Raw genomic sequence first — 17,148 nt, 5'->3', positions numbered from 1 at the left:
GCGCGCCCTCCGGGTCGGCGCGCATGGCGTCGCGCACGGCGCGCGGCTAAAGTAGCGCAACTCTCATTACGACTTCCGCGCGCCTATGTATCTCGGCATCGACCTCGGCACCTCCGAAGTGAAAGTCCTGCTGCTCGCGCCCGACGGCCGCGTGATCGGCACTGCCGGCACGCCCTTCGTCGTCTCGCGCCCGCACCCGCGCTGGTCCGAGCAGAATCCCGCCGACTGGTGGGACGGCACGCGCCGCGCGCTCGCCGCGCTGCGCGAGGCGCATCCGCATGAATTCGCGCAGGTGCGCGGCATCGGCCTTTCCGGACAGATGCACGGCGCCGTGCTGCTCGACGCGCACGACAACGTCTTGCGCCCCGCGATCCTCTGGAACGACATGCGCGCGGTGGACGAATGCGCCGAGCTCACCGCCCGCGCGCCGCAACTGCATCGCATTGCGGGCAATCTCGCCATGCCGGGCTTCACGGCGCCCAAACTGCTGTGGGTCGCGCGCCATGAGCCGCAGATCTTTCGCGCAACGGCCTGCGTGCTGCTGCCAAAGGACTATCTGCGCCTGCAACTCACGGGTGGCAAGGTCTCCGATCCATCGGACGCCGCCGGCACGCTCTGGCTCGACGTGGCCAAACGCGACTGGTCCGACGCGCTGCTCGACGCCTGCAACATGACGCGCGCGCAAATGCCCGCGCTCGCCGAAGGCAGCGCGCCCTCCGGCACGCTGCTGCCCGCGCTCGCGCGCGAATTCGGCCTGCGCGAGGACGTGGTCGTCGCCGCGGGCGGCGGCGACAACGCGACGAGCGCCATCGGCATCGGCGCGACACAGCCCGGCGACGGCTTCGTCTCGCTCGGCACCTCGGGCGTGCTCTGCGTGGTGGGCGACCGCTTCCGGCCCAACCCCGCTTCCGCCGTGCATGCGTTCTGCCACGCGATTCCGGACCGCTGGCACCAGATGAGCGTCGTGCTTTCGGCGGCGAGCTGCCTGCGCTGGGTCTGCAAGCTCACCGGCACGAACGAGCCCACTCTGCTCGCCGAAGTCGAACAGCTGGGCGTGCAAACGCTCGCCGAAGCCCCACTTTTCCTGCCCTATCTCTCGGGCGAGCGCACGCCGCACAACGACCCGTACGCGCAGGGCGTGTTCTTCGGCATGACGCACGCGACCGACCGCGCGCTGCTCGGCTACGCCGTGCTCGAAGGCGTGACGCTCGCGCTCACCGACGGCCTCGACGCCCTCGCGGCCGCCGGCACCGAAGTGGGCGCGCTGTCGATGCTGGGCGGCGGCGCGCGCAGCGGCTACTGGGCGCAACTGGTTGCGGACGCATTCAACACCCCCACGCGCCAGCACGGCGGCGGCGAAACGGGCGCGGCGCTCGGCGCGGCGCGCCTTGGCTGGCTCGCGGCGGGCGGCGACACGCGCGAGGTGCTGACGAAGCCGCCCGTGGTGGCCGAGTACACGCCGAACGCCTCGCGCCACGCGGCGCTGCGCGAGCGGCTGACCGCCTACCGCGCGCTGTACCGCCACGTGCGCCCGCTTTTCGAGCCCTCGCGCGAACGCCTCGCGTAAGTTGCGCAAATTCGTGCAGTAAGCTTCGGCCCCCGATCCCGCTCCGACCACTACCGTGCCCAAGTCCACCGAAAAACTCGATCTCGCGACCCGCGCCGCCTGGCTCTACTACGTGGCCGGCAACACCCAGAACGAAATCGCCGAGAAGCTGCAGGTGTCGCGCCCCGTCGCGCAGCGCCTTGTCGCGTTCGCGGTCGAGAAGAACCTTATTCGCGTGCGCGTCGATCACCGTCTCGCCGATTGCCTCGCCCTCGCCGACGCGCTTTCGAAGCGCTACGGCCTTTCGGTCTGCGAAGTGGTGCCCGTGGACAACGACACACCCGAGGAAATCGACCGCAAGCTCGCGGTAGCGGGCGCGCAAGTGATGGAGCGCTACCTCACCGAAGAACGGCCGATGGTGGTGGCGGTGAGCAGCGGACGTACCCTCAAGGCGGCCGTCGATCAGATCGCGCAACTGGAGCGGCCGCAGCATCGGCTCGTTTCGATGGTGGGCGCGATCGCCCAGGACGGCTCGTCGAACCGCTACGACGTCGCGCTGCATATCTCCGAGAAAACGGGTGGCAAGCACTTTTTGCTGCCCGCACCGCTCATCGCCGATAACGAGGCCGAGCGCGCGCAGTGGTGCAATCACCGGCTCTATCGCATCGTCGAATCGCTTTCGGGCGAGGCCGATGTCGCATTCGTCGGCATTGGCAACATCGGCGAGCATTGCCCGCTGCATGAGGACGGCTTCATCACCTCTGACGAAGTGCGCGAATTGATGGGCCAGGGCGCTGTGGCCGAAATGCTCGGCCTGCCGATCGACGCAGCCGGCAAGCGTGTCGATTCCCCCACGGGCCGCCGCGTGACGAGCGTGTACCTCGATTCGCCGCCGCGCCGCCCGACCATCGGTTTTGCAGGCGGCGCGCGCAAGCGCGAAGCCGTGATCGCGGCGCTCAACGGCGGCTGGCTCTCCGGGCTCGTCACCGACGAGCTGTGCGCGCGCGCGGCGATCGAACGCTAAACCCTGCACCGAACAAAAAAAGAAGCCCGCGCGAAGCGGGCTAACAAAGGCAACCTCAGGTACCTCGCCACACAAACACCGCCTCACGCTTCGAGGCGGTGCGTCCAGCAAGCCAGTGAAATCACGCAGCCAGTTGCTGCGCGAAACGACGCTCGAACGCGAGACCGTCCGCATTGAAGAGATGGCAATGATCGGGCGTCGAGCCGACCTTGAATGCCTCGCCGCGCTCGTGCCGCTCCAGCGGCGGAATGCGCGCGATCAGGCCGTCGGGCGCAACCGGGCATTCGGCGTAGAGATAGGCCGCGTCGCCAAGCGATTCGACCGTCATCGCCTTCGCGCTCACGCCTTCTCCGCCCGTCATGATGTGCAGATGCTCGGGACGGATGCCCACCGTCACCTTGTCGCCTTCGCGCGCCGTGCCGGGCTCCACGGCCACCTTCTGCGTATCGCCCGTCTCGTAGCGCACGACAATGCCGTCGCTCTCGACTCTCTGCACCGTGCCGTCGAGGAAGTTCATCTTCGGCGAGCCGATGAAACCCGCCACGAAGCGGTTCGCCGGCGCGTGATACAGACGGTTCGGACTGCCGACCTGTTCGACGTTGCCCGCGGAGAGCACGACGATCTTGTCGGCGAGCGTCATCGCTTCGACCTGATCGTGCGTCACGTAGATCATCGTGGTCTTCAGTTCATCGTGCAGACGCGCGAATTCGAGGCGCATCTTCACGCGCAGCGCGGCATCGAGGTTCGAGAGCGGCTCGTCGAACAGGAACACCTTGGGCTTGCGCGTGATCGCGCGCCCGATCGCCACGCGCTGGCGCTGGCCGCCCGAAAGCTGCTTGGGCTTGCGGTCGAGCAGATGGTCGATGTGCAGGATCTTCGCGGCGTTCTTCACGGCCGCGTCGATCTCGGGCTTCTTCGCGCCCGCGAGCTTCAGGCCAAACGCCATGTTGTCGTAGAGCGTCATGTGCGGATAGAGCGCGTACGACTGGAACACCATTGCAATGCCGCGCTTGGCCGGAGGCACGTCGTTCATGCGCGTGCCGTCGATCATCAGGTCGCCGCCGCTGATGTCCTCAAGCCCCGCGATCATGCGCATGAGCGTGGTCTTGCCGCAGCCGCTCGGGCCAACGAACACGACGAACTCACCGTCGCCGATGTCGAGGTTCACGTCGCGCAGGACTTCGTTGTCGTCGTAGCGCTTCAGTACGTCTCTGAGGATCACGCTTGCCATGATATGTCTCCGTTTCTGCCTGATTCAGTTCGAACGCGTATGCGCCCTGTTCATCCATTGCGCCACCCGCGCAGGCAGCGTCGTCATGTCGTCGAAAATTTCGATTGCACCCGCTTCGCGCAACTCGTGCGCGTGCGCGTCGCCGCCCACGTGCGTGCCGCCCACGAAGCCGAGCACGGTCATGCCGGCCGCGCGCGCCGAGCTCACACCCGTCACGCTGTCCTCGACCACAAGGCACGCGGCGGGCGCGACGTCCATGCCCTGCGCCGCCGCGAGGTAGACATCGGGCGCGGGCTTCGGTTTGGCGACGATATCCGCGCAGTACACGCGCGCGCCAAAGAAGCGTTCGAGTCCGTTGCGCGCCAGCACTTCGCGCACCACCGCCGTGTAGCTGTTGCTCGCGCAGGCCTTGGTGAGCGTCACGGCTTCCAGCGCGGCGACGACGCCCGGGAAAAGCGGCGCCTCACGCGCTTGGGCTTCTGCGACCGCGCGGATCGCATCGACGTCCGCTGCGCTCAGGCTGCGCCCGAGTGCCTCGCCCGCGCCGCCCAGCACGCGCTCGATGCGCTGGCCAAGCAGCGGCATCAAGACCGGCGCCGCGTCCACACCGGGCCAGCGCGCTTCGAGTTCGCGCACCAGCACGCTGGCCGCCACGGCTTCGCTGTCGATCAGCACGCCGTCGCAGTCGCAGATGAGGGCTTGAATGGGCATCGCGTGGTCCATTTACTTGACTGCACCGAACGTAAGGCCGCGTACCAGCTGCTTCTGCGAAAGCCAGCCGACGATCAGCACCGGCGCGACCGCCAGCAGCGACGCCGCGGAAAGCTTCGCCCAGAAGAGCCCCTCAGGACTCGAATACGAAGCGATGAACACGGTAAGCGGCGCGGCGTTCGAGCTGGAGAGGTTGATGCTCCAGAATGCTTCGTTCCACGAAAGAATGATCAGCAGCAGTGCGGTGGAGGCGAGGCCCGGCACCGCCATCGGCATGAGCAGATAGACGATCTCCTGCCAGGTGGCCGCGCCGTCCATACGCCCCGCTTCGAGAATGTCGCGTGGAATCTCGTTGAAGTACGTGTACGCCATCCACACCGCGATAGGCAGGTTGATGAGCGTATAGACGATGATGAGCCCGCTCACCGTGTCGAGCAGCCCCGTGTTCTTCCACAGCAGATAGATCGGCACGAGCACGCCCACCGAAGGCATCATCTTCGTGGAGAGCATCCACAACAGGATCTTCTGCGTGCGCTGGTTCGGGAAGAACGCCATCGCGTAGGCCGCGGGCACGGCAAAGATCAGGCAGACGACCGTCACGCCCGCCGAGATCAGCACCGAATTCCAGGCGAACGCGAAGTAGTTGCTGCGCGCGAACACCTCGCGGAAGCTGTCGAGCGTCGGCAGGAAGAAGATCGTCGGAATATAGGCCTGCTGCTCGGTCTTGAATGCCGTGATCGTCATCCAGAAGATCGGGAAGAACAGCGCAATCGCGATCAGCCAGGCGAGCAGCCCCGGGACCACGCGACCAAGGAACTGCAGCGGCGACGAATGGTTGACCGCGTCGGGCGATCGAGCAGGCGTAGCAGTAATCTGGCTCATTTTTCGTACTCCCCTTTGAGGTTGCGCGCGAGCATGCGCACGAGGAAGAACGACACGATGTTCGCCAGCACGACAGCGAGAATGCCGCCAGCCGAAGCGATACCCACGTCGAACTGCTGCAGGCCCAACGAGTAGATCAGGTAGGTGAGGTTCGTGGTCGCGTTGCCGGGACCGCCGCCCGTGGTCGTGTAGATCTCGGCGAAGATCGAGAGCAGGAAGATGGATTCCATCATCACGACAACGGCAATCGCGCGCCGCAGGTGCGGCAGCGTGATGTAGAAGAACAAGGCGATGGGCCCCGCGCCGTCGATCTTCGCGGCTTCCTTCTGCTCCTGGTCGAGCGACTGGATCGCCGTGAAGAGAATGAGGAACGCGAACGGCAGCCATTGCCAGGCCACGATCATGATGACCGCGGTGAGCGGATACACGGCGAACCAGTCGATCGGCGTCATGCCCATCGAGCGCATCGCGATGGCCACGAGGCCATACACCGGATGCAGGATCATGTTCTTCCAGATCAGCGCGCTCACCGTGGGCATTACGAAGAACGGCGCGATGGCGAAGAGGCGCGCCACGCCCTGGCCCACGAACTTGCGGTCGAACAGCACTGCCATCAGCACGCCGCCGACCACGGTGATCACGAGCACCGCCACGATCAGCTCGATGGTGTGCACGATCGACGGCACGAACGAGGGGTCGGTAGCGAGGAACCGGTAGTTGTCAAAGCCCGCGAAACCCTTGAGGTCCGGATTCAGCAGGTTGTATCGCGTGAACGAATACCAGATCGTCATCGCGAGCGGGATCGTCATCCACAGCAGCAGCACCGCGACGGACGGCGACACGAGCCAGCGCGACGCCGTGCGGCGCGATTCGACCTGCTGCGGTTTCTGTGGCGTGCGCGCTCGATTGAATATAGGCATGGGGAGATGGAGATGACGCATGAGGACCACCCTTCTCGGTTGCGCGCCTGCTCAGGGTGCAGGCGCTGCATCGGCTTCGCGAGGGCGCGCGCCGCGCCGGGCGGCCCGGCGCGCGCTCGCGTGACTACGCTGGCTGCTCGAACATCGCAGCCTCATTTTTCGCCTTTACTTCTGATACCCGGCTTGCGCCACGGCGCGGTTGGCAGCGGCGTTACCCGCCGTGAGCGCCTGATCGACGCTCATCTGCCCTGCCACGGCGCCCGCAACGCTTTGGCCCACGACCGTACCGAACGACTGAAACTCAGGAATCCCAACGAACTGGATACCCGTGTACGGCACCGGCTTAGCGGTCGGATGGGTCGGATCGGCGGTCTGGATCGCCTTCAGCACGAAGTCGGAGAACGGCGCGGCCTTCTTGTACTCGGGATTCTGATACGTCGAAATCCGCGTACCCGACGGCACCGAAGCCCAGCCCTCGTCCTGCGCGACCATCTGGACATACTCTTTCGAGGTCGCCCATTCGATGAACTTCTTCGCGGCGTCCTGCGACTTCGACGACTTCGGCACGGCGAGCGCCCACGACCACAGCCAGTGCGCGCCATTGGGCGTGACTTCGGTCGGCGCGGCCGCGAAGCCGATCTTGTCGGCCACCTGCGACTGCTGCTTGTTGTAGAGAATGCCCGCGGCCACCGTGGCGTCGATCCACATCGCGCACTTGCCCGATGACATCAGCGTGAGGTTTTCGTTGAAGCCGTTCGAACTCGCTCCCGGAGGGCCATCCTTCTTCAGCATATCGACATAGAAGTTCACCGCTTTCTTCCACTCGGGCGACGTGAGCTGCGCTTGCCACTTCTCGTCGAACCAGCGGCCGCCGAAGGTGTTCGCGACCGTCGTCACGTACGCCATGTTCTCGCCCCAGCCGGCCTTGCCGCGCAGGCAGATGCCGTACTGGCCGGCCGATTTGTCGGTCAGCTTGTCGGCGAAGTCGCGGATCTGGTCATAGGTCGGCTGCTCGGGCATCTTGAGGCCCTTCTTGTCGAACAGGTCCTTGCGGTAATACGTCATCGAGCTTTCGACGTAAAACGGCAGCGCATAGAGCGTGCCGTTGTACGAGAGACCGTCGCGCGCGGTCTTCACCACGTCGTCGAGATCGTAGCTCGCGGGCAGGTTCGTCATCGGCACGATCCAGCCGCGCTTGCCCCATTGCGGCGCCTCGTACGTGCCGATCATCATCACGTCGAACTGGCCGCTGTTGGTCGTGATGTCGGTGGTCGCGCGCTGGCGCAGCACGTTTTCTTCGAGGATCACCCAGTTCAGCTTGATGCCCGGATTGGCCTTTTCGAAGGCCGGCGAGAGCTTCTTCAGCTCGATCATGTCCGGATTGTTCAACATGGCGATCGTAACGGTTTGCGCGTGGGCGGCGCTGGCTGCGGCGACGAGTGCACCCGCACTCACCGCGCGACTTATGCACTTCGCGGCGGTCTTCATTGCTGGCTTCATGACGTTGTCTCCTTGTTCGTTGCGTTATGTCTTGCTGCAGCCGTGCTGCTGTCGTGATGCGTTGTGCAAGGGTTGCGGGCGAGAGTTGCGGGAAATATCAGCTCATCCAGTTGCCGCCGTCGACGTTCAGGGTCTGCGCGGTGATGTAATCGGCGTCGGCGGAAGCGAGAAAGAGCGCGGCTCCTGTGAGATCCTCGGGCAGGCCCATGCGCCCGAGCGGCACGGCCTCACCCACCAGTCGCTTCTTCTCGCCGAGCGGGCGATGCTCGTAACGCGCAAAGAGCGCGTCGACCTGCTCCCACATCGGCGTGTCGACCACGCCCGGTGCGATGCCGTTCACGTTGATGCGATGCGGCGCCAGCGCGAGCGCCGCCGACTGCGTGTAGCTCAGCACGGCGGCCTTGGTTGCGCAGTAGTGCGAAACGAGTGCCTCGCCGCGGCGGCCCGCCTGCGAAGACATGTTGATGATCTTGCCGCCCTGCCCCTGCTCGACCATATGGCGCGCCACGGCCTGCATGAGGAAGAACATGCCCTTCACGTTCACCGCGAAGAGGCGGTCATACACGTCCCAGGATTCGTCGAGGAGCGGGCGCATGTCGAAGAGCGCCGCGTTATTGAAGAGCACGTCGATGCGGCCAAAGCGCTCGACCGCACTGAGCACGATGCGCTCGATGTCCTCGCGGTGGGTCACGTCTGCGGAGATCGCGAGCACACGTTCGGGGTACGCGGTGGCGAGCGTTGGCGCGACGGCATCGGCCGGCTTCACGTCGACGAGCACGCAGCGCGCGCCTTCGTCCAGATAGCGCTGCGCGACCGCCTCGCCAATACCGCTCGCCGCGCCGGTCAGCACGGCTACCTTGTCCTGCAAACGTCCTGCCGCTCGCGTCGCGGTGTGTGCCACAGGTTGTCTCCAATTTTCGTCCGTGTGGGGCGCGCCCGGCTGGTGCTCCGGGGAGCATCTGAGCGATCGCCCGACATGTGAGCATTTGCTCTGTCGTTGATCGAATGATCGGATACGAGTCGGAGACTGTCAAGGCGAACCAACGCGATTGGACGAGATTTCGATGGTGCGGCGCGCAAGCCTTGGCTGGCTGCGGCCCGCGGATCCGGCCCCCTGACCGGATGGCGAGCTGACTCGCCAATCGAAGTGATACGTTATATCATCTCGCCTTCGCGACACCGACGCGTCCGCTTTCAGGCTCCCTTATCAACAAGGATAGAACCATGATCACGTTCACCCACGCGAACTGCCCGCCCCGCGTGGCTACGGCCGGCGCGCGCCGGGGCTTCGCGCTCGCGCGTTTCGCGGCCAGGCTCGCTCTCGCGCTGGGGACGGCGTTCGGCGGCGCGACTGCAGCCATGGCGGCGCAGGCGGCCAGTGCCGCCCTTCCCGTCGTTGCAGCGGAAAACTTCTACGGCGACGTCGTCAAGCAGATCGGCGGCAATTACGTGGACGTGACGAGCATCCTGAGCAACCCCGACCAGGACCCGCATCTCTTCGAAGCGAGCCCGAAGACCGCCCGCGCGCTCCAGAACGCGCGCGTGGTCGTCTATAACGGCGCCGACTACGACCCGTGGATGACCAAGCTGCTCGGCGCCACGGGCGGCGGGAAAAGCACAAACAGCCGCACGACGATCATTGCGGCGGACCTCGTCGGCAAGAAAGCGGGCGACAATCCGCACCTCTGGTATGACCCGAAGACCATGCCTGCCGTGGCGCGCGCCGTGAGCGCCGCGCTCGGCGCCGCGGACCCCGCGCACAAGAGCGTGTACGATGCCAACCTGGCAACGTTCCTCGCCTCGCTGCAACCGGTCGACGCCAAGGTCGCGGCGCTGCGCGCGCGCTACCAGGGGCAGCCCGTCACGGCCACGGAGCCGGTGTTCGGCTATATGTCGGATGCGGTCGGCCTCGACATGCGCAACCTGCGCTTCCAGCTCGCGACGATGAACGACACCGAGGCAAGCGCGTCGGACATCGCGGCATTCGAGCGCGACCTGCGCGAGCGCCGCGTGCGTGTGCTGATCTACAACAGCCAGGCGACCGAGGCCCTCACGCGGCGCATGCTGGCGCTGGCGAAGCAGTCCAACGTGCCGTCCGTGAGCGTGACCGAGACACAGCCGGCCGGCGTGAGCTTCCAGCAATGGATGCTCGTGCAGCTCGACTCGCTCGACAAGGCGCTTGCAGCGGGAACAGCAGGGCAACACTAACCGTATTCAGCAAGGACAGATGTCATGACCGGGGCCGGCCCTTCGCCCACCGATATCGCTTCACAACACCATGCGCATCGCGCGCCCACGCCTGTGCTCACGCTCGCGGGCGTGACGCTCTCGCTCGGCGAGCGCACGATCCTGCGCGATGCGAACTTTGCAGTGAACCAGGGCGAATTCATCGGCGTGCTCGGGCCGAACGGCGCGGGCAAGACCACGCTCATGCGCGCCATCCTCGGCCTCGTGCCGGCCTCGCACGGCGCGATTCGCGTGCTGGGCGAGCCGGTCGCGCGCGGCAACGCGAAGATCGGCTACATGCCGCAAACGCGCACGGCGCTCGCAAGCCGCCGCGTGCGCGGCCGCGACTTCGTGGCGATGGCCGCCGACGGCCACCGCTGGGGCCTGCCGCGCGCCGACGCCGCCACGCGCGCCGACGTCGCGCGCGTGCTCGATCTCGTGGGTGCGAGTGCGCTTGCGGATCGCCCGCTTTCGGAGCTCTCGGGCGGCGAGCGCCAGCGCCTGCTGCTCGCGCAATGCCTGCTCGGCGACCCGAAGCTGCTGCTGCTCGACGAGCCGCTCATCAGCCTCGACCCGAATCATCAGCGCGGCGTGGTCGAACTCGTGCGCCGCGTGCAGCGCGAGCTTGGCATTGCGGTGCTGTTCTCCGCGCACGAACTCAATCCGCTGCTCAACGCGCTCGATCGCGTGCTCTATCTCGGCAACGGCGTGGCCGCGCTCGGCAGCGTGGACGAAGTCATCACCGCGCCCGTGCTCTCGCGCCTCTACGGCTCGCCTATCGAAGTGATGCGCATGAAGGGCCGCATCTTCGTGATGTCGGGCGACGTGGAAGTCGAAAAGCACGACCACGAACATGAGCACGACCATGGCCATGACCACGGCGGTCACGGCCACGCGCACGGCCATGGTCACGGCGACAACAACGACAACACACACGGCCACACGCACGATGCTTGAATACGATTTCATGGTGAACGCCTTCGCGGCGTCGGGCATCGTTGCGGTGCTCGCGGGCGTGGTGGGCTATTTCCTCGTGATGCGCGGCCAGACCTTCGCGGGCCACGCGCTTTCGCACGTGGGCTTCACGGGTGCCACGGGCGCCGTACTGCTGGGCGTTTCGCCGATGTGGGGCATGGTGGGCTTCACGCTCGCCGCGGGCGTTTCGATGGGGGCGCTCGGCGAAAAGCTCGCGGGCCGCGACGTGGCGATCGGCGTGATTCTTTCGCTCGCACTCGGTTTCGGCCTGCTGTTTCTGCACTTCTTCACGTCGTATGCCACGCAGGTCACGGCGCTCCTGTTCGGCAACGTGCTGGGCGTGAACCGCGAAACGCTCGGCGTGCTTGCCGCCCTCGCCGTGGCGAGCCTGGCGGCACTGGCCGCCATCATGCGGCCACTGCTGTTCGCCTCGCTGCAGCCCGAACTCGCCGAAGCAAAGGGCGTGTCGCTGCGCGCGGTTTCGATGCTGTTCCTCGCCATCGCCGCGCTCGCGGTGGCCGCGTGCACGCAGATCGTCGGCGTGCTGCTCGTCTTTACGCTGATGGTCGGTCCGGCCGCCGCCGCGCAGAATCTCACCACGCGCCTTTCCACCGGACTCGTTCTGGCCGCGCTGCTCGCGCTCGTGCAAGCGTGGCTCGGCGTCACGCTCGCGTTTTATACCGACTGGCCCACCAGCTTCTGGATCACCGCGCTCGCCGCGCTCGTCTACGGCGCGAGTCTGATCGGGCGTCGCTAGGACGTTACGCGCGTAATGAGAAAGGCGTTGCCCCTCGCGGGTGCAACGCCTTTTTTGCATTTACGCCTCATCACGATGCCGGTGGAAACCAGGTTCGCACGCGGCCATACAGATCGATGAAGCGCGCATAACGCTGCGCGAGCGCGGCGTCCTCGCGCGGCGACGCCACCTGCGTCGCGGCCGGGGCAAGCGCCGCGAGGTCGCTCATGCGCCAGTGCCCGCAGGCGAGCCCGCCCAGCATCGCCGCGCCGCGCGCCGCGGCGTTCGGGCAGTCGATCGCGTAGAGGTCCGCGTCGAGCGTGTCGGCGAGCAACTGCCGCCAGCGCGCGTCCACGGAGCCGCCGCCCGCGAGTTTGAGCGCCGGCACACTGCGCGAGTCTCGCGTGCCTTCGTTGGCAACCGGGCTCGCAACGTCGTGGGTGCTGCGCACGGCGTCTAGCCCCGCGCGCAATGCGAATGCCACACCCTCGAACGCCGCGCGCATGAGCGTGCCGCGCGAGTCGCCAAGGGCAGCGCCGAGCCAGCCGCCGCGCGCCGTGGGGTCGAGCCACGGTGAGCGCTCCCCGCTCAAATAAGGCAGGAATGCCAGCGTCTCCGAAGGCAGCACGGCGAACGCGTCCGCGTAGGCCGAAGCCCAGTCGTAGGCCAGCCAGCCGCGCGCCGCTTCGAGCGCCACGCCCACGTTCTGCATCGCGGCCATGGTGTACCAGCCGCCCGTGGCCGAGCGGTAGCGATGCAGCCCGCGCCGCGCGGGCGGCTCGCTGCGCGCGGTCACGACGATCTGGCCGCCGGTGCCCGTGGTGAGGAGCGCGTCGCCTTCGTCGGCCAGACCGCTGCCGAACGCGGCGCACGGCGTGTCGCCCGCGCCCGTCGCGAGCACGACGCCCGCGGGCAGTCCGAGCGCATGCGCGGCGGCCGCGCTCAGCGCGCCGCTCGCTTCATGCGATGCGGCCAACGGTGCGAACCACCGCGCCGGCAATCCCAGCCGCTCGATCAGCGCGAAATCCCACGCACCGTCGGGTGCGGCGAGCGCCGTCGCGCATGCGTCCGAGGGATCGGCGTTGAGCGCGCCACCGAGCGCCACGCGCAGCCAGTCTTTCGGCTGCAGCGCCCAGCGTGCGGCTTGTGCGACTTGCGGCTCGTGCTGCAGAACCCAGCGCAGCAGCGGCCCCGCCATGCCGGGCGCAACGGGGTTGGGCTGCGGATGCTCGGCTTCGTCAGGCCATGCATCGAGCAGCGCATGCGCGCGCGTGTCGGGCCAGAGCATTGCGGGGCGCAGCGCGCGGCCCGCTTCATCGGTGAGTACGACGCCGTGCATTTGCCCGGAAAACCCGATGGCTCGCACCACCGCGCGCTCGCTTTCGGGCAGGCGCGCGCAGGCTGTAACGAGCGCGTCCCACCAGCGATCCACGGCGATCTCGGCCCAGCCGGGCCGCGGCGTGTCGAGCGCGTAGGCCACGCTCGCGGCGGCGCGCTCGACGCCGTCGCCATCGATGATGCCTAGCTTGAGTGAACCGGTGCCGAGGTCGATGCCGAGAAAACGCGTTTGCGATGGGCTCATGGGAAACGGTGCGCGAGCTTGTGCGGGGAAGGAAAGGCCATCATACCGGCGCGATGCGCGGCGAGATGCACGGTGCGAAACGTGCGTTAAGGAGGGCTTTCAAACGCGCCTCGAACCCGCGCGCAACATCGCCGATTTTAAAGCGAAAAACGCCCATTCGCGGGTTAACCCGGTGGGTGCGCGCGCGATGCAAAATGGCTCACATCCGGCATTCGGAATAGAGATCATAACGGCGCGGCCATATGTGACATGACCCGCGCGGCATGGCCGGTCTGCGCTCGATGCCGCCGTACACGTTAGTTAGGTCCCCCGTGCCGCCACGCCCGCGCCGCGTCTCCCATCGTGCGAGAGCGCTCAACCGCCGCAAACAGGGGCGTTCCCGCCTTGCGCCGTCACGCGCGCGGTCCAAAACGTGGCCCGGTGAAGCCGTCACGAAACCGCCTCACACGCCCCGCGCACGCTGATCCCACCCTTATGTCGCCTGTCCATCTCGACGGGTGCATATCGTGCCCGGAAAGCACGGAATAGTCCCCAGCGGTCTTGTTGCATATTTTCTTACCGCATACCTTGGAGGCCATATCCCTAAACGAAGAGACGGAGACAGACGACATGCAAGCCAAGGGCATTGAGGACCAGGCCGCCAAGCGATCTGGCCAGAAGCAGGTGCACCCCTGCGACGAGCGCCTGCCGTTCAGCCAGTTGCTGACACTCGGCATCCAGCACGTGCTCGTGATGTACGCAGGCGCGGTCGCCGTGCCGCTCATCGTCGGCGGCGCGATCGGGTTGCCGAAGGATCAGGTCGCCTTCCTCATCAGCGCCGACCTGTTCGCCTGCGGTATCGCCACGCTGATCCAGACGCTCGGCCTGTGGATCTTCGGCATTCGCCTGCCCGTGATCATGGGCTGCACGTTCGCCTCGGTCGGCCCGATGATCGCCATCGGCACCAATCCGTCGCTCGGTCTGCTCGACATCTTCGGCTCGACCATCGCGGCGGGTGCGATCGGCATCGTGATCGCACCGATGATCGGCAAGCTGCTGCGCTTCTTCCCGCCCGTGGTGGTGGGCACCGTGATCGCGGTGATCGGCCTCTCGCTCATGGAAGTGGGCATCAACTGGGCCGCCGGCGGCGTGGGCAATCCCGATTACGGCAACCCCATCTACCTCGGCCTCTCGCTGCTCGTGCTGATGCTGATCCTGCTCATCAACAAGTTCGGGCGCGGCTTCGTCGCCAATATCTCGGTGCTGCTCGGCATTGTCGCGGGCTTTGCCATCGCGCTTGCGCTTGGCCGCGTGAATCTGGAAGGCATGGCGAGCGCGCCGTGGGTCGGCATCGTCATGCCGTTCCACTTCGGCATGCCGAAGTTCCACATCCTGCCGATCGCGACGATGGTGATCGTGATGTTCGTGACCTTCATCGAATCGACGGGCATGTTCCTCGCCGTGGGCGACATGGTCGAGCGCCCCGTCGATCAGGCCACGCTCGTGCGCGGTCTGCGCGTGGACGGCCTCGGCACGATGATCGGCGGCATTTTCAACTCGTTCCCGCACACGTCGTTCTCGCAGAACGTCGGCCTCATCGGCGTGACGGGCGTGAAGAGCCGCTATGTGTGCGCGATGGGCGGCGTGATTCTCGTGCTGCTCGGCCTCTTTCCGAAGATGGCGCAGATGGTCGCCTCGGTGCCCGCCTTCGTGCTGGGCGGCGCGGGCATCGTGATGTTCGGCATGGTGGCGGCGAACGGCATCAAGGTGCTCTCGCGGGTGGACTTCGTGAAGAACCAGCACAACCTCTTCATCGTCGCCGTGAGCGTGGGCTTCGGTCTCGTGCCGGTGGTGTCGCCGCACTTTTTCTCCAAGCTGCCGCCCGCGTTTTCGCCGCTGCTCCATAGCGGCATCCTGCTCGCCTCGGTTTCGGCGGTCGTGCTGAACCTGATCTTCAATGGCGCAAAGAGCGAGAAGGCCGCCGAGCGCGCCATCCGCCGCGCCGGCCACGATCTCGAACGCCATCCCGACGCTGAACAAGCTCCGGACGCGGGCCACGAAATGCCGCGCTCGGCCGCGCATTGAGCTGATCGAATCGAATTGAACGTATTGAGTTGACGCGAGAGGTACCCCGCTCGCAGGTGTTCACCTACACACACATGCGGGAGGGGTCTTTTGCTGGTTCGGCGCCATGGGAAACCGTGGCGCCTTTTTTTCTTTCTGAAGCGCAAAAAAAAAACGCCACGGTCTCCCGTGGCGTTCTTGCTTCCTGCTGCGTAAGCGGTGATGCCGCTTACCCCGCCGTCGCAGCCGAAGCCGCCACCGGCGCGCTGGCCGCGCCGTAGTCGACCGGCGCATCGGGCTCACGCGGCGTCTCGCCCGCGTGCTCGATCCAGCCGCCACCCAACGCGCGATACAGATCGACGAGGTTGGTCAGCCGCGCGAGGCGCGCCGTGACGAGCGACTGCTGCGCGGTGTAGAGGCTCGTCTGCGCGGCGAGCACCGGCAGATAGCTGTCCACGCCGTTCCTGTAGCGCAGTTCCGAAAGATCGAGCGAGCGCTGGTTCGCGAAGGTGCTGCGCTCGAGCGCCGCGATCTGCTCGTCGTACGTGCCGCGCGCAGCCAGACCGTCGGCCACTTCGCGGAACGCCGACTGGATCGACTTCTCGTAGCTGGCGATCTCGATGCGCTTCTCGACATTCGCGAGTTGCAGATTCGCGATGTTCGAGCCGCCTTCGAAGATCGGCAGCGTGACCTGCGGCACGAAACTCCACGCCGCCGTGCCCGCCTTGAAGAGCCCGCCGAGCGACAGGCTTTCGGTGCCGAATGCCGCCGTGAGCGAGATCTTCGGGAAGAACGCCGCACGCGCCGCGCCAATGTTGGCGTTTGCCGCGAGCAGCGTTTCCTCGGCCTGCATGATGTCCGGACGCCGCGTGAGCAGGTCCGACGGCAGTCCTGCCGGAATGTCGTTGAGCAGGGCCTGGCCGTCGAGCGGCAGGCCTTGCGGCAGATCCGCCGGCAGCGGCTCGCCAATCAGCAGCACGAGCGCGTTCTCGGCCTGGGCACGAGCCCGCAGTTGCGCCTGCATGTTGGCCTGCGCGTTCTCGACCACCGTTTGCGCCTGACGCAAATCCAGCTCGGTGCCCGTGCCCGTATCGAACTGCGCCTTCGCGATGTTGTACGAGTCCTGCGCCGTCTTGAGCGTTTCCTGCGTGACCTTCAGCAGGTCGTCGTCGGAGAGCATGGTCAGGTACTGGTCCGCGACTTCCGAAACCAGCGTGATCTCGGCTGCCTTGCGCGCATACGCCGTCGAGAGGTACTGCGCCAACGCCTGGTCCTTCAGGCTGCGGATGCGCCCCCAGAAGTCGATTTCCCACGACGCCTGCACACCCACGTTGTAGACGCTGTACGGGTTGTTCGCCGTGGTCTGCAGATCACGCGGCACACGCGTACGCGTGTCCGTCGCCGTACCGTTGATCGCGGGGAACAGTTCGGCGCGCGCGATCTGATACTGCGCGCGCGACGCCTCGACGTTGAGCACCGAGACGCGCAGGTCGCGGTTGTTCTTCAGCGCGATCGCGACGAGCTGCTGCAGTCGCGGATCGACGAAGAACTCGCGCCAGCCGATGTCGGTTGCCGCAGCGCCCTTCGCGCTCGGGGCGGCCTGACCGTTCGCGCCCGCGGCGACCGGCTGCGTCGCGTAGACGCCGCCCTGCGGGAAGCTTTGCGACACCGGCGCTTCGGGCCGGTTGTAGTGCGGCTCCATCGTGCAACCTGCCAGGAGCGCAGCGGCCAACGCTGCGGCGCCCGCTGCAATTACGGATAGTTTATGCATC

14 protein-coding genes are annotated in these 17,148 nt (G+C 66.5%); 6 read left to right on the top strand and 8 right to left on the bottom strand.

Features of this window, described 5'->3' with window-relative positions:
* Window positions 1-85 precede the first annotated feature (85 nt).
* Both xylB and U5A52_RS14020 read left to right on the top strand, forming a co-directional pair.
* Complete coding sequence (gene xylB / locus U5A52_RS14025; protein WP_321935062.1) at window positions 86-1,567, top strand: xylulokinase; 1,482 nt, start codon at window positions 86-88, stop codon at window positions 1,565-1,567.
* A 55-nt stretch (window positions 1,568-1,622) separates the two neighbouring features.
* Window positions 1,623-2,570, top strand: a complete 948-nt coding sequence (locus U5A52_RS14020) for a sugar-binding transcriptional regulator (protein ID WP_158758530.1) — start codon at window positions 1,623-1,625, stop codon at window positions 2,568-2,570.
* Between the two features lie 121 nt (window positions 2,571-2,691).
* Here the strand turns inward: U5A52_RS14020 and U5A52_RS14015 are convergent, their stop codons facing one another.
* The 6 genes from U5A52_RS14015 to U5A52_RS13990 form a co-directional block, all read right to left on the bottom strand.
* On the bottom strand, window positions 2,692-3,801 hold the full coding sequence (locus U5A52_RS14015; RefSeq protein ID WP_321935061.1) for a sn-glycerol-3-phosphate ABC transporter ATP-binding protein UgpC: 1,110 nt from the start codon (window positions 3,799-3,801) through the stop codon (window positions 2,692-2,694).
* 24 nt (window positions 3,802-3,825) lie between these two features.
* Window positions 3,826-4,512, bottom strand: coding sequence for an HAD family phosphatase (locus U5A52_RS14010; protein ID WP_321935060.1), 687 nt, complete (start codon window positions 4,510-4,512; stop codon window positions 3,826-3,828).
* 12 nt (window positions 4,513-4,524) lie between these two features.
* Entirely contained in the window at window positions 4,525-5,394 is an 870-nt protein-coding gene (locus U5A52_RS14005; RefSeq protein WP_415765294.1) for a carbohydrate ABC transporter permease, read from the bottom strand.
* On the bottom strand, window positions 5,391-6,335 hold the full coding sequence (locus U5A52_RS14000) for a carbohydrate ABC transporter permease (RefSeq protein WP_415765296.1): 945 nt from the start codon (window positions 6,333-6,335) through the stop codon (window positions 5,391-5,393). Before U5A52_RS14000 ends, U5A52_RS14005 begins: the two co-directional genes overlap by 4 nt.
* A gap of 144 nt (window positions 6,336-6,479) precedes the next feature.
* The gene (locus U5A52_RS13995; RefSeq protein ID WP_321913768.1) at window positions 6,480-7,814 is read right to left on the bottom strand and encodes a sugar ABC transporter substrate-binding protein; all 1,335 of its coding nucleotides are present in this window, start codon (window positions 7,812-7,814) and stop codon (window positions 6,480-6,482) included.
* A 97-nt stretch (window positions 7,815-7,911) separates the two neighbouring features.
* Entirely contained in the window at window positions 7,912-8,715 is an 804-nt protein-coding gene (locus U5A52_RS13990) for an L-iditol 2-dehydrogenase (RefSeq protein ID WP_321935059.1), read from the bottom strand.
* 323 nt (window positions 8,716-9,038) lie between these two features.
* On the opposite strand from U5A52_RS13990, the gene U5A52_RS13985 reads away from it, so the two are divergent.
* Genes U5A52_RS13985 through U5A52_RS13975 form a run of 3 tightly spaced genes read left to right on the top strand, consistent with a single transcriptional unit; the run spans window position 9,039 to window position 11,772 of the window.
* Window positions 9,039-10,022, top strand: a complete 984-nt coding sequence (locus U5A52_RS13985) for a metal ABC transporter solute-binding protein (protein WP_321935058.1) — start codon at window positions 9,039-9,041, stop codon at window positions 10,020-10,022.
* Between the two features lie 24 nt (window positions 10,023-10,046).
* Window positions 10,047-10,997, top strand: coding sequence for an ABC transporter ATP-binding protein (locus U5A52_RS13980; protein WP_321935057.1), 951 nt, complete (start codon window positions 10,047-10,049; stop codon window positions 10,995-10,997).
* Window positions 10,990-11,772 carry a metal ABC transporter permease gene (locus U5A52_RS13975; RefSeq protein ID WP_028205927.1) on the top strand — a complete coding sequence of 261 codons (783 nt, stop codon included), beginning with the start codon at window positions 10,990-10,992 and terminating at the stop codon, window positions 11,770-11,772. The genes U5A52_RS13980 and U5A52_RS13975 overlap by 8 nt, the downstream gene beginning before the upstream one ends.
* Window positions 11,773-11,842: 70 nt before the next feature.
* On the opposite strand, the gene U5A52_RS13970 is transcribed toward U5A52_RS13975, so the two are convergent.
* Window positions 11,843-13,333 (bottom strand): xylulokinase, encoded by a 1,491-nt coding sequence (locus tag U5A52_RS13970; RefSeq protein ID WP_321935056.1) that lies wholly within the window; start codon window positions 13,331-13,333, stop codon window positions 11,843-11,845.
* Between the two features lie 609 nt (window positions 13,334-13,942).
* Here U5A52_RS13970 and U5A52_RS13965 point away from each other — a divergent pair.
* Window positions 13,943-15,397, top strand: a complete 1,455-nt coding sequence (locus U5A52_RS13965; protein WP_321913763.1) for a nucleobase:cation symporter-2 family protein — start codon at window positions 13,943-13,945, stop codon at window positions 15,395-15,397.
* A 208-nt stretch (window positions 15,398-15,605) separates the two neighbouring features.
* On the opposite strand, the gene U5A52_RS13960 is transcribed toward U5A52_RS13965, so the two are convergent.
* A complete protein-coding gene (locus U5A52_RS13960; protein WP_321935055.1) occupies window positions 15,606-17,147 on the bottom strand; it encodes an efflux transporter outer membrane subunit in 1,542 nt (513 codons plus the stop codon).
* Between the last annotated feature and the right edge of the window lies 1 nt (window position 17,148).

Source organism: Paraburkholderia sp. J8-2 (assembly GCF_905220195.1).
Lineage (GTDB): Bacteria > Pseudomonadota > Gammaproteobacteria > Burkholderiales > Burkholderiaceae > Paraburkholderia.
Note: the sequence above shows the minus strand (reverse complement) of the source record. Positions and strands in the feature narration are given on the sequence as shown.